Annotated in this window: 12 protein-coding genes; 2 read left to right on the forward strand and 10 right to left on the reverse strand. The window is 64.8% G+C overall.

The genetic code is table 11. The features are described 5' to 3' along the window. Nucleotides 1–6: 6 nt before the first annotated feature. Genes ABID58_RS14085 through ABID58_RS14100 form a run of 4 tightly spaced genes read right to left on the reverse strand, consistent with a single transcriptional unit; the run spans nt 7 to nt 5,183 of the window. A complete protein-coding gene (locus ABID58_RS14085; protein ID WP_354033076.1) occupies nt 7–624 on the reverse strand; it encodes a winged helix-turn-helix transcriptional regulator in 618 nt (205 codons plus the stop codon). Between the two features lie 53 nt (nt 625–677). Then, a complete protein-coding gene (locus ABID58_RS14090) occupies nt 678–2,336 on the reverse strand; it encodes a carboxylesterase/lipase family protein (RefSeq protein WP_354033077.1) in 1,659 nt (552 codons plus the stop codon). Then, nucleotides 2,333–3,829 carry a carboxylesterase/lipase family protein gene (locus ABID58_RS14095; RefSeq protein WP_354033078.1) on the reverse strand — a complete coding sequence of 499 codons (1,497 nt, stop codon included), beginning with the start codon at nt 3,827–3,829 and terminating at the stop codon, nt 2,333–2,335. The genes ABID58_RS14090 and ABID58_RS14095 overlap by 4 nt, the downstream gene beginning before the upstream one ends. A gap of 22 nt (nt 3,830–3,851) precedes the next feature. Further along, nucleotides 3,852–5,183: an MFS transporter gene (locus tag ABID58_RS14100; protein ID WP_354033079.1), complete on the reverse strand. Its 1,332-nt coding sequence runs from the start codon at nt 5,181–5,183 to the stop codon at nt 3,852–3,854. Nucleotides 5,184–5,397: 214 nt separating this feature from the next. Between ABID58_RS14100 and ABID58_RS14105 the strand changes: the two genes are divergently transcribed. After that, nucleotides 5,398–6,048, forward strand: a complete 651-nt coding sequence (locus ABID58_RS14105; protein WP_148749500.1) for a TetR/AcrR family transcriptional regulator — start codon at nt 5,398–5,400, stop codon at nt 6,046–6,048. Nucleotides 6,049–6,057: 9 nt separating this feature from the next. Here ABID58_RS14105 and ABID58_RS14110 read toward each other — a convergent pair whose 3' ends face one another. From ABID58_RS14110 to ABID58_RS14135, 6 genes are all read right to left on the reverse strand, one after another. Then, the gene (locus ABID58_RS14110) at nt 6,058–6,843 is read right to left on the reverse strand and encodes an ABC transporter permease (RefSeq protein WP_354033080.1); all 786 of its coding nucleotides are present in this window, start codon (nt 6,841–6,843) and stop codon (nt 6,058–6,060) included. Next, on the reverse strand, nt 6,840–7,652 hold the full coding sequence (locus ABID58_RS14115) for an ABC transporter permease (protein ID WP_354033214.1): 813 nt from the start codon (nt 7,650–7,652) through the stop codon (nt 6,840–6,842). The genes ABID58_RS14110 and ABID58_RS14115 overlap by 4 nt, the downstream gene beginning before the upstream one ends. A gap of 64 nt (nt 7,653–7,716) precedes the next feature. Then, entirely contained in the window at nt 7,717–8,763 is a 1,047-nt protein-coding gene (locus ABID58_RS14120; protein ID WP_354033081.1) for an ABC transporter substrate-binding protein, read from the reverse strand. 29 nt (nt 8,764–8,792) lie between these two features. Beyond that, complete coding sequence (locus ABID58_RS14125) at nt 8,793–10,100, reverse strand: NAD(P)/FAD-dependent oxidoreductase (RefSeq protein WP_354033082.1); 1,308 nt, start codon at nt 10,098–10,100, stop codon at nt 8,793–8,795. Further along, on the reverse strand, nt 10,097–10,813 hold the full coding sequence (locus tag ABID58_RS14130) for an HAD family hydrolase (protein WP_354033083.1): 717 nt from the start codon (nt 10,811–10,813) through the stop codon (nt 10,097–10,099). Before ABID58_RS14130 ends, ABID58_RS14125 begins: the two co-directional genes overlap by 4 nt. A gap of 35 nt (nt 10,814–10,848) precedes the next feature. Further along, nucleotides 10,849–11,928: an ABC transporter ATP-binding protein gene (locus ABID58_RS14135; RefSeq protein WP_354033084.1), complete on the reverse strand. Its 1,080-nt coding sequence runs from the start codon at nt 11,926–11,928 to the stop codon at nt 10,849–10,851. 212 nt (nt 11,929–12,140) lie between these two features. Between ABID58_RS14135 and ABID58_RS14140 the strand changes: the two genes are divergently transcribed. Further along, a complete protein-coding gene (locus ABID58_RS14140; protein WP_354033085.1) occupies nt 12,141–13,079 on the forward strand; it encodes a LysR family transcriptional regulator in 939 nt (312 codons plus the stop codon). The last annotated feature ends 195 nt before the right edge of the window (nt 13,080–13,274 follow it).

Here is a 13,274-nt window from a genome sequence, read left to right on the forward strand (position 1 = left end):
CGTGAACTAGAGGTTGTCGGCCCGAGCCTTCTGCTTGCCCGCGGCGCGCCGGCGCAAGCGAAAATCCGCAAGCTTGATCTCGCGCCCACGGGAGGAGCGGACCTTTATCGGCTCCAGTTCGCTGCCGTCGATGCCGTCAAGCATTCGAATAGGGGGCGGATCGGGCCGGAACAGCCATCGGTCGCCCCATTGGCGGAGTGCGATGATAGTCGCAAAGAGATCCTCGCCCATTTCGGTCAGAACGTACTCGTGCCGCCGCGCTTCCTCGGCGATCGGCCGGCGTTCGAGAATGCCGCAGACGACGAGTTTCTTCAGTCGCGCGGTCAGCAGGTTCCGCGAGATCTCCAGCTCCTTCTGGAAATCGTCGAATCGGGTCGTGCCCCCAAAGGCTTGGCGCAGGATCATCAAACTGCCCCAGTCGCCAATGACGTCAACGGAGCGGGCCATGGGGCACTCTTCCGAGGCCCAACTTTTCCGCTGCATGGACTGATCTCCTTCGCCGGTGTCGCCTGGGGAGGAATTAAAGCCCGATGCGATAACCGACAAGCTTGCCACAAACTCCTGCAGGCGTCTCTCCACAGGGAGGATGCCCGCGAAGATGTGGCGATCCGAATACGAGGTCATCTGGTCAGGCCGGGGGTCCAGTTCAACGCCGATTGACAGTTTGAGTACGGCACCTAGTCCCGCGAGACCCGCGGCGTCGAGGGCGTGACGTTGGCGGGCGTGTGGAAATCGAGCCGCGCCCGGTTCTCCTCGCGCACACTGGTTTCGTCGCCGAACTCGACATAGCTCTGCGCGTCCTGCTTCCATTGCGGCCATGTCGTTGCCGGCGTGGCGGGATTGCCGGTTCGCGCGAAGGCGACAAGCGTGTCCATCATGCGTTCGGACAGCGCGCGGTCGAACTCGGTCCAGTTGCGCGTGGTGCGGAATTTGTTGAAGGCGTCCTGCGTTCCGAACCAGTAAGGCACATCAGAGGTGTGATAGGCGCCGATCTTCTGCGGATTGTCGAAGAATTCGACGTTCGCCGCGAACGGATGCACCCGCGAGAACATGTACATGTAGAACGGCGCCTTTCCGGTCTTCGCCTGGGCTTCGGCCCAGTTGCGCGTGCCGATCTCGACCAGCCCCTCGCGCGCGGCGGTCAACCCCATGGCTTTCGCCTCCTCGTCGGTCTTCGCGGGATAGAGCGCAAGGAAACGATCGGCCTGGTCGCCATAGAGCTTTCGTGCCGCGGCGACATAGGCCTCCAACGTGCCGGCGGTGCGCAGATCGTTCGAACTCTCATCGCGCGTGAAGCCGGCGACGGTGGCGACATCGTTCTGCTTGCCCGCCGCAAAGATGTTCGGGACCGTGTCGGGCAGCACGTAGCCGTCGATATCGGGCGTGACGGAGATCGTGCCGGCGCAGCCGAGCTGGCAGTCCTTCTGAATTGCAAGAATCTTGTCGGCCTGGATCTGCCGCATCTCGGCGAGCGAGGACGCACCGAGCGCCGATTGCACCTCGAGGCCGATCTTCTCGGCGGCGGGGAGCGCCGGAAATTTGAAGCGGTTGTCGAACATGCTCAGGCTCATCGCGAAACCGCGATTGAACAGGCCCTTCGCGAGCGGGCTCGCCTCCAGCGCCGACACCGACATCGCGCCGGCCGACTGCCCGGTGATGGTGACGTTATCAGGATCGCCGCCGAATTGCGCGATGTTGCGCTTGACCCATTGCAGCGCCGCAACCTGGTCCATCAGGCCGTAATTGCCGGAGGCGTGATTTTGCGATTCCGCGGTCAGCTCGGGATGGGCGAGATTGCCCAGAATGCCGACGCGGTAGTTGAAGCTGACGAAGATCGTGCCTTTCTTCGCGACGTTCTCGCCGTCATACATCGCCATGCCGCTGGAGCCGAGCGTGAAGCCGCCGCCATAGATCCAGACCACGACCGGCAGCTTCGCGCCCGGCTTGGCATCGGCGCTCGCCCAGATGTTCAGATAGAGGCAGTTCTCGCTGGTCGCCTCCTCGCCGAAATAATGATTGAGATTGTGCCGCCGCAGCACCTGGATGCATTCGGGCGCCAGCCGGTCGGCGTGATAAACGCCCTTCCATGCTTCGACCTTTTGCGGCGCGCGCCAACGGAGATCACCGAGCGGCGGCGCGGCAAAGGGAATGCCGAAATAGGCTCTCACGTTCGACGGCAGGACCTTGCCGGAGACGGCGCCGCTATCGATGCTGACGGGGTCTCCGGGAACAGGCGTCGCGACGATCTGCGCCGATGCGGACGAAGCCGCCTGCAGCACAAGGAGCACAGCGATCCGCATCGCGGGCCACGTAGCATTCCTGTTCAAGATGCTCATACGGCCTCCCTCATGTCGTTTTTGTCGTTGGTGCCATTGCTCAGCTCCGCCCAGAGGCGGGAGCGCGCGCTTTCGTTGAGAGGCACAATATGAAACGGCTGGCCGAAGATTGCGAGTGGCTCCCTGGCCGGCTCGAACCGCGGCCAGGCTTCCACAACATCGGGCGCGCCTGACGTCACGAAGCGCAGCAGGCTCATCTGAAACCGCGCCGCGACGTCGATATCGGCCGGGGTCATCGGGCCGCCCTTTCGCTGCAGGATCGGACGATCGATGAAGGCGGGCAGATGCGCCCAGAGGCAGGCATTGTCCGCCCCGTGGGTCGGCCCTTGCGACAGGAACGGTTGCAGCGCCGGACGATGATCGAACCGGCTCAGCCACACCGCGCCGCCTGCGGCTGCGTGCTGCCGCGCGAGATCAGTCATCGGGCGATGCCAGAACGCATCCGACAGCAGCGCCTCGTACGGATCCTCGTCGAGGCGCGCCGAGCCGCGATAACAGGCCAGCAGGCGCTCCCAGCCGGCATCGCCGAAGGCAACGCGGACATTGCGCTCGGTGCTGCGGATCATCGCGGCCGGCGCCGTGCTTTTCAAAAACATCACCATCTCGTCGCGGCAGGAGCCGAGCCAGAGCGGAATGTCGCGCAAGCCTCCCTCGGCGAAGACCTCACGCGGCTCGCGCGGGATCACGGTGCCGTCGAGCACCGGGCCGAACACGGTGCCTGAGGTGGTTTCGTCGGCGATCCTGCGGCCGACGCGTTCCACCGCGGCGAAGAGTTTTGGCAGCGGCACGGAGGCAATCGCGGCAGGATCGCTCGCAAGCTCGAGCTCTTCGATGACGCGGCGTGCGACCTGATCGGCATGGTCGGCGTTCATGATGTTGCGCCCCGGCGCACTCAGCGCGAGCGCGCGGGCAAACTTGCCCTTTGCCTGCGGCAGCGTTGCAAGCGCAACTACCATCGATGCGCCGGCCGACTGGCCCGACAGCGTCAGCCGGTTCGGATCGCCGCCGAAATTGGCGATATTGGCATGGACCCAGTCGAGCGCGGCGAGCGAATCCGAGATCGCGAGATTGTTGGCTTCGCCCAATCCGTGGCCATGCAGCTGCAGGAAGCCAAGCGCGCCGAGCCGATAGTTGATGGTGACGATGACGGCCGGACCGTGCGCAGCGAGGAATGCGCCGTCATAGTCGGCGCCGCCGCCGGTGACGAAGGCGCCGCCATGGATGAAGAACAGCACCGGCAGCGGGCGATCGATCCCTGTCGGCGTCCAGATATTCAGGCTGAGACAGGACACCTCCGCCTGATCGAGATGCCCGGGCTGCGGCGCGTAAGGGCCGTAATCCGTGCATTTTCGCGGCTCCATCCACGCAAGCGGTGGCCTCGCTTTGGCGAAGCGCCGTGCAGTCGCGAACGGCACGCCCTTGAAGGCGCGGACGGCGCCCTGCTCGGCCCCGATGATCGGGCCGAGCGTGGTCGGAACTGTGTTGGTCAGCATACGATCGTGTCCCTGTTTTCGCTTACGCGCGCCGCTTGCCGAGATCGGCGATGTCGACCTTATGGGTTTCGCGCGCGGTCGATGCGGCCGAGGCGACGCAGCAACCGGCGACGAAGATCGCAACCGGAATCCAGCCGTTCGGTCCTTCGCCGACGAGGCTCGCGCTCACCAGCGGCGTGAAGCCGGCGGCAAGGAAGCCGAGCTGGGTGCCGATCGCGGTGCCCGAATAGCGCACGCGCGCCTCGAACATCTCCGCATAGAACGACGGCCAGATCGCGTTGGGCGCGGAGTAGATGATGTACAGGCCAATCGCGGCGGCGAAGATCGCGGGCGTGCTGCCCGACGTCACCAGCATGAAATAGGGGAATAGCAGCACGGCGCAGCCAAGCACGCCGCCGATGAACACCGGCTTGCGGCCGATCTTGTCGGCGAGCAAGGCCCAGAGCGGCTGGGCGAACAGCGCCACGACGTTGCCAAGCACGCCGGCCCACAGCATGGTCGGACGCGCGACGCCGAACTTGCTGGTGGCATAGCCGAGCGCAAACACCGCGGTCATGGTGCTGACCGTCGCGATCAGCGCGCAGGCGATGACGCGCAGCACGTCCGGCCAGTAGTCACGCAGCAGCGCGACCACGGGAAAGCGCGCCACTTGCGCCTTGTCCTTGATGTCCTCGAACACGGGCGTTTCCGGCATGGTCCGCCGCACCAGGTAGGCGACAAGCAGCACCAGCGCGGAGAGCAGGAACGGAATGCGCCAGCCCCAGCTCAGCAGCTGCTCTTCCGGCATGCTGGCTATGGGAATGAACACCAGCGTCGCCAGGATCGCGCCGGCCTGGGTGCCGCTCAGGGTCCAGCTCGTGAAGAAGGCGCGGTTGGAATTGGCGGAATGCTCCAGCGTCAGCGAGTTCGCCCCGCTCTGCTCGCCGGCCGCCGACAGGCCCTGCAGCAGGCGCAGCAGCGTCAGGATGATGGGCGCGGCGTTGCCGATCGTCTTGGCATCCGGCAACAGGCCGATCGCCAACGTTGAGCAACCCATCACCACCAGCGTGAACAGCAGCACCGTCTTGCGGCCGATGCGGTCGCCGAAATGGCCGAGGATGACGGCGCCGACGGGACGCGCGATATAACCGATGCCGAACGACAGCAGCGCGAGCAGCGTCCCGGTCGCGGGATCGACATTGGCGAAGAACACTTTTGGAAAGATCAGCGCCGCCGCGGTGCCGTAGATGAAGAAGTCGTAGTATTCGAGCATGCTGCCGACGAAGCTGACGAGTGCGGCGCGCTTCGGCAGCTTGTTTTGCGTGGTTGCCGCGCTGGATGGCGCGTGCAGCGATGCGATTGAGGTCGAGCTCATCAAAATTCCTCCCCGTGTGCGATGGCGGTCGCGGCTCGCGTCATGCCCGTCCCGGCGGTGCGCGAGTTTTTGCTTTTGGTTGCCGCAATCTTGGTTTCCATCCATAATGTACGAACTAGTACGTTTGTGCAAGTCCGCCACGAAAGACGTCGGATTGGGCGAAATTTGCCTTCACCTTCAAGGTGATCCATAGAAACGGTCGGGAGAAACAGTGATGCTCGAGCGCATGCCACCCCCATCGAAGCGCACCAACGACCCCGAGCGCACCAAGCGCGACATCCTCGAAGTGGCGATGGCCGAATTCGCCTCCGAGGGCTATTCCGGCGCCCGCGTCGACGCCATCGCGGCGCGGACCCGCACCTCGAAGCGGATGATCTATTATTATTTCGGCGGCAAGGAGCAGCTCTATCTCGCTGTGCTCGAGGAAGCCTATCGCAGCATCCGCGCGCTGGAGGACCAGCTCGACATCGCCAGCTGCGACGCGCGCGAGGGCCTGCGCCGGCTGATCGAGGCCACCTTCGACCACGACGAGCGCAATCCGAACTTCATCCGCCTCGTCTCAATCGAGAACATCCACCACGGCAAGCACCTGAAGCAGAATCAGCAGCTGCGCCAGCTCAACGCCAGCGTGATCGCAACGCTGGACGGCATCCTCAAGCGCGGCCGTACCGAGGGCGCGTTCCGCGACGACGTCGACGCCATCGATTTGCATCTGGCCATCTCCTCCTACTGCTTCTTCCGCGTCGCCAACCGCCACACCTTTGGCGCGCTGTTCGACCGCGACCTCAGCGAGCCCAGGGTGCTGGCGAAGAGCAGGACCCAGATCGTGGAGATGATCCTGGCCTGGCTGGCGGCAGGGGCTTAGCGACCGCCCTCACCCGCTCCGCTTCTGCCGCGTGCTCGCCAATAGCAACAGCATGAACGACGCCGCCGTCATCAGCGTCGAGATCGCTGCGATGGTCGGATCGATCTCATCGCGGAGCGCGGTGAACATGCGCTTGGTCAGCGGCTGATACTGGCCGCCGGAGATGAACAGCGCGACGATAGTCTCGTCCATCGCCGAGATGAAAGCGAAGATGCCGCCGGCGACCACGCTGGACTTGATCTGCGGCAGCGTCACCGCAAAGAAGCTGCGCAGGCGGTTCATGCCGAGGCTGCGGGCCACCATCTCCTGCGCGGGGTCGAAGCTTTGCAAGCCTGCGAGCACCGAGATAACGACGTAAGGCAGGCCGAGCATCACATTCGCCAGCACGAGGCCCGGCAAGGTCGCCACCAGGCCGACCTTGGCATAGACGAAGAAGATGCCGACCGCGGTGATGATGATCGGCACCACCAGCGGCAGCAGCAGCGTCATGTGGATGACGCGCATGATGCGCAGCTTCGACTGGCTGATGGCATAGGCGGCGGCGACGCCACACGGCGTTGCGATCACCACCGTGAGCAGCGCAACCGTCAGCGTCACCCGCGTCGCCTGCATCCAGGCCGGATTGGCGAAATATTGCTGATACCAGCGCAGCGAGAACGACGGCGGCGGGAAGGTCAGGAAGCGCGCGCTGGAGAATGAGATCGGAGCGATGATCAGCACCGGCAGGATCAGATAGACCAGCACCAGCGTGCTGATCACGTAGAGGGCGATCCGTGCGGGCGAGATGCGCGTCATTTCTGCCCCAGCACGCGATCGAGCGAGATGAAGCGGCTGACGACGAAGAAGATCAAGAGCACGCTGAGCAGCAGCACCACGGCGACCGCGCTGGCCGCACCGAACTGGTTATAGAGCTCGACATTGCGGCTCACCAGCATCGACACCATCACCGTGCGGCCGCCGCCGAGCAATTCCGGCGTGATGTAGAAGCCGAGGCAGAGCACGAACACCATGGTGCAGCCGGCGAGCACGCCCGGCAGCGACAGCGGCAGGAACACGCGGACAAACGTCAGCGACGGGCTCGCACCGAGGCTGGCGCCGGCCTGCATCAGATCGCCGGGGATTTTTTGCATGGTGGCGTAGAGCGGCAGCACCATGAAGGGCAGCAGGATGTGCACGGTAGCGACCACCGTGCCGAACGTATTGTGCGCCAGCGCCAGCGACTCGGAGATGACGTCGAGATAACGCAACAACTGGTTGATCACGCCGGTGCGCTGGAGCAGCGCAAGCCAGGCATAGGCGCGCACCAGCACGGACGTCCAGAACGGCAGCACCACCAGCGACAGGATCAGGATGCTCCATCCCTTCGGCACGGAATTGGCGAGATAGGCCACGGGATAGCCGAGCAGCAGCGCGATGATGGTGACCGCGAGGCTGATCTCGAAGGTCAGCGCGAAGCTCCGCCAGTAGATGTCTTCGGTGAAGACGCGGCGATAATTCTCCAGCGTGAAGCCGTCATGGTAGATCGACTGCCAGGCGAGCCAGCCGACCGGCAGCACGATCAGCAACAGAATCACCAGTAGCGCCGGCGACACCAGCGCCAGCATCAGGCCGTGCTCACGGCGCTGATGCTTTTGCGATGGATCTGGCACGGATGTCACCAAGGCTGCCTCACTTCTGCATGAAGGACGCCCAGCGCTTCTCGGCGGCTTCGCCGGCCGGCGAGGACCACCAGGCGTAGGACATCAGCGCCTGCTTGGCCGCATTGGCCGGCTCGCTCGGCAATTGCGCGGCGCGCTCGGGCTTGATCACGCTGGTCTCGAACGCCTTGGGATTGCCCGGGCCGTAATCGATGTTGAGCGGCAGATTGGCCTGGTGCACGGGATCGACGGCCTCGTTGAGGAACTTCACCGCGGTGTCGAGGTTCGGCGCGCCCTTGAGGATGCAGAGCGAGGTGCTCTGCAGGATGCCCTGGTTGTAGGTGAAGGCGACCTTGGCGCCCTCCTTCGCGACCGCGCTGACGCGGCCGTTCCAGGCCATCTCCATGTCGACCTCGCCGTCATTGAGGAGCTGCGCCGACTGCGCGCCTGACGTCCACCACACCGTAATGTTCGGCTTGATCTCCTCGAGCTTCTTGAAGGCGCGATCGACGTCGAGCGGATAAAGCTTGTCAGGCGCGACACCGTCGGCCATCAGCGCCGCTTCCAGCGTGGCGATCGGATGGTTGCGCAGCGCGCGCCGGCCGGGGAATTTCTTGACGTCCCAGAAATCGGCCCAGCTGTTCGGCGCATCCTTCGGGAACGTCTTCTGGCTAAAGGCCAGCACGCTGGAATAGAACTCGTAAGACACCGAGTATGGGCTGCGATAGGCCTCCGGCATCGCCGCAGCGTTCGGGATCTTCGAGAAGTCGAGCTTCTCGATCAGCCCCTGCTCGCCGCCGCGCAGGCAATAGCCGGTCGGCGTGTCCACCACGTCCCAGATCGGCTTGCCGCTGCCGACCTGGGTCTTGATCGCGGGCCAGGCGTCGGGGATGGAATCCTGGTTGATGGTGATGCCGAGCTTCTTGGCGGAGGGATCGAGGATCGCCACCGTCTGCGCCTGCTGATAGGCGCCGCCCTGCGAGACGAAGGTGATCTGCTCGGCGGCGCTCGCAGCGGTAGCCAATCCCATCGCGCCCAGCAGCGCGCAGCCCAATCCCAAATTCCGTTTCGTCTTCATTCTCGCCTCCTCCATCGTCAAAAAAGATCTCACCGACCGATCGCATCGAGAAACTGGTACCAGCCGGCGACCATGCGCACGGCGGGCTCGCGCAGCGGATAGAACGGAATGGCCTTCATGCGGCTGACGTCGAGCAGCCCGACATCGGGCGTCTCGCCGCGCACGAAGGCGGCGAGATAGCGGCCCATCAGGCTCGACATCGCGACGCCCGCACCGTTGTAGCCCATCGAGACCAGCGTGCGGTCGTCGATCCGGCCGATATGCGGCACCGAGTCCAAGGTCATGCCGACCAGGCCCGACCATTTGTAGGCAAGCGGGACATCGGCCAGATCGGGGAAGATGCCGATCATCGCCTTGCGCAACGCGTCGAAGGCGGCTTGCGAGTCCTGCTTGCCGAAGGCGCCGCGACCGCCGAAGATCACGCGGTTGTCGACCATGCGGAACCAGCGCATCATGCGCTTGGTCTCGGTGTAGGTGCGCCCCGTCGGCATCAGCCGCCCGGCGAGATTGCGCGGCAGTTGTTCGGTCGCGATGATCGCGCTGCGGAACGGGATCAGCGTGCGCTGCATGCGCGCGGTCGCGCCGGTCACGTCGGAATAGCTGTTGGTGGCGATGATCGCCTGCCTGGCGCGCACCGCGCCCTGCGGCGTCTCGGCGACGATGCCGCCGTTCTCGCGCCGGAGTTTGATCACCGGCGATTGCTGGAAGATCGGAACGCCTTGGCGCGCCACGCCATCGGCGAGGCCGCGCAGATAGTTCAGCGGATGAATGCCGCCCGAGCCGGGATTGAGCACGCCGCCGACAAAGATGTCGGAGCCGGTCTCGTCGCGCACTTGCCGCTTGTCGAGGATCCGAACCTCGGCCGAGCCCATCTCGCGCGTCATCCAGTTGGCTTCGTCTATCGCGGCCCTCAGCGTGGTCTCGTTATGCGCGGCCTTGACCTGACCGGTGCGGGTCAGGTTTGCGCTGGTGATACCGAACTCGGAGACCAGCTCCTCGACGATGTCAGTGGATTCATGCGCGATCTCATACATGCGCTTTGCCATGGCGCGGCCATGGCTGGCGTCGATCTCACGAAACGAGAGCCGAAACTTTGCGGTGATCACGCCGCCATTGCGCCCGCTCGCGCCCCAACCGGGACGATTGGCTTCCAGCACGACCGGCGCGAGACCGCTCTTGGCAATGTGGTGCGCGGCGGAGATGCCGGTATAGCCGGCACCGATGATCACCACATCCGCCTGTTGCTCCCCCGAGAGGACCGGAAACGCGCGCGCCGGCTCCGCCGTGGCTTCCCACAGCGAATTGGCCGATGGCAGCGCGTTCCAGTCCGGTGTCATGCCGCCGGCCCGACCGCGGCATCCGCGAGCGCCTTCAGCGTCGGGAAATGAAAGTCCGGCTTGGTCAGCGTCTCCACGGCCGGCGTGCCGCCAAACCCGGCGATGCCCTGGCGGCGCTCGATCCAACACACCTTGTAGCCGAGTTTCCGCGCGATCCCGATGTCGTGGTACTGACTCTGCGCGACATGCAGGATATCGGACTGCTTGTAGCCGAACGCGGACTGACGCCCCTTGTTGTAGGCGAAGAATTCCGGATTGGGTTTTGCAACGCCGGTCTCGTCGGCGCAGACGGTGTCGTCGAAGGGATTGCCGAGCGAGTGCGCGTAACAGGACAGCGCGACGCGGTCGGCATTGGTCATCGCGACCAGCCGGAATTTCGTGCGCAGGCGCTTCAGAGCCTCGACCGAGTCCGGGAAGGGCCCCCAGCGCAGCACCGAAAGCTGGAACATGTCGCAGGACGCGTCGTCAGACGACAGCCCGAGCTCCTTGGCGAGATGGCGATAGACGTGGAACATGACCTCGCTGGAGCGCTCGTAGTGCTGATCGCGGCCGCGCTTGTAGGATTCGAAGATCTTGTCGTCGCTGAGCTCGGCCGGCGTCTTGCCCGAGATCTTGCGCACCGCGGCGAGCACGCCGGTTTCGAAATCGATCAAGGTGCCGACGACGTCGAAGGTGAGGACCTTGAAATTGCTGAACGCGGCTTGGGTCGACATATCGGTTTCTTCTCTCGGTTGGACAAGGCTGAAGTTCAGTCCGCTCTGGGCACGACGATGGTGTCCTCGGGGTGAAGGGTGACGGTGAGGCTGCCGCCGAGCGGTGGGATGCGGCCGTAGGCCTGGTGGTAGCTCGGCTGGCGCAGGCTGAGCGCGATGCCGCCGGTGAGCGAAAGAAAAATGCGCAGGCTCTCGCCCTGGTAGACGATGTCGGTGACCGTCCCGGTCAGGCGGTTGCAGGCGGCGTCCTGCGCGCCGTCGTCGATCAGGAGCTTTTCGCTGTGCACGGCGAGCATCAGGGCGTCGCCGTCGGGAATGGCGCGGGCGCTGCGCAGCAGCGCATTGCCGAGCGCGACGCTGGAGCCATCGACACGGCGGACCGGCAGCATGGTCGCCTCGCCGATAAAGCTGGCAACAAAGGAATCGGCGGGATGATCATGCAGCCGCGCAGGTTCGTCGATCTGGATCAAGCGGCCGTCCTTCATCACGGCGACGCGGTCGCTCATGGTCAGCGCCTCGCGCTGGTCGTGGGTGACATAGATGATGGTCGCGCCGATACGCCGGTGCAGCGCGCGCAGCTCGATCTGCATGGATTCGCGGAGCTGCTTGTCGAGCGCGGAGAGCGGCTCGTCCATCAGGATCAGACGCGGCTCGAAGATCATGGCGCGTGCGAGCGCGACGCGCTGGCGCTGGCCGCCGGAAAGCTGCGCAATGCCGCGCTCGTCGTAGCCGGCAAGGCCCACCATCGATAGCGCCGCGCGTACCTTGTCGGGCCAGCTCGCTTTCGGCAGGCGCCGCGCGCGCAGCGGAAAGGCGACGTTCTCGCCGACGCTCATATGCGGGAACAGCGCGTAGTTCTGGAACACGACGCCGATGTCGCGCTTGTGCGGCGGCATCCAGGTGACGTCGCGGCCGCCGAAGAGAACTGTGCCTGATGTCGGCAGGATGAAGCCGCCCAGAATTCCGAGCAGCGTGGTCTTGCCGGAGCCGGAGGGACCGAGCAGCGAGACGAACTCGCCGGCGCCGACATTGAGGGAAACGTCGTCGAGGGCGCGAACGGCACCGTACGCCTTGCTGGCGGACCTGATCTCGACGCTTTCCGCTCGTTTGTTCAACGATCGACCTCGCCTCGTTCCCTGCGATGGCGTGCCTCACTGCGCGCCATAAGCCTGCATTATAGACAGCGTTTTGGAGCATTCGCGGATGCAGCGTGCGCCGCACCAAAGCTTGTTCCGAACACCCTGTCTTTAGGCTGCGGTGCCAATGACACCAGACTTGGCAAAACTCGGCAATTGCCAAATTCTCACCGCGCTCATAACATGACGTTATGCCCGAACTGCGCCGGATGCTGCCCTCCAGTAACGCCCTGTTCGTCTTCGACGCAGCAGCGCGCAACGGCAGCTTCACGGCGGCCGCCGCCGAATTGAACGTCACGCAGCCCGCGGTGAGCCGCATGCTCGGCCAGCTCGAGGAGCATCTCGGCGTCCGCTTGTTCGACCGCAAGGCGGGGCGCGCGGTGCTCACCGAGGAAGGCGAGCTGTTGTATCGCCGCGTGCTCGAGGGCTTTCGCAGCATCGAGACCGGCCTCACCGAGATCGAGCGGCGCCGCAAGGGCACCGAGACGGTGACGCTGTCGGTCTCCTCCGCCTTCACCACGCATTGGCTGATGCCGCGCATCGACAAGCTGCAGCGGCAGTTTCCCCAGGCCGATCTGCGCTTCCAGCTGATCTCCGGCGCGCTGCGCGGGCCGGTCGAGAATGTCGACCTCGGCATGCGTTTTCGCGATCGCGAGGAGCCGTCGTCCGGCGGCACGCTGGTAATGAAGGAAGTGATGCTGCCGATGTGCAGCCCCGGCTATCTCGGCGAGACCGATCCCACTGAGGGCAACACCATCATCCGCCTCGCCGAGACGCCGGGCGACTGGGCCGCGGATTATTCGTCGCTGCTCACCGGCCGGCGTGGCGCCGCCAAGGGGCTGAGCTTCACCGATTATGCCGTCGTGATGCAGGCGGCCCTGCTTGGCCAGGGCATCGCGCTCGGCTGGCTGACGGTCGCCTCGCACTGGTTGCTGACCGGCGCGCTGGTACCGGCTTCCGACCGGCTCACCACCACGCGCCGCATCTGCGAATTCCTGCCGCCGCGCAACCGGCCAATGCGCCCCATCGCTGTGGAGATCCGCGACTGGATCCTCGCCCAGATGCAAAGCGAGATCGCCGCGATCGACAAGCTGTATCCGACGCTCGGCGCGATGGCCGCCTGCTACTGAGTGGCCAGCGAACATTCACGGGAGGTCGTCATGCCCGGACCTGTCCCGGGCATCCACGTTCTTTGTGCCGCGGGGCAAAACGTGGATGGCTGGGACAAGGCCCGGGCCATCCACGTTGTGGAAGCTTCGGCGCCTCTCTCGCTCCACGTCATTGCGGGCGCAGCGAAGCAATCCAGAGTCTTTCCACGGAGGGAT

The sequence above is a fragment of the Bradyrhizobium sp. S3.2.6 genome, from assembly GCF_040546885.1.
GTDB classification, from domain to species: Bacteria; Pseudomonadota; Alphaproteobacteria; order Rhizobiales; family Xanthobacteraceae; genus Bradyrhizobium; species Bradyrhizobium cytisi.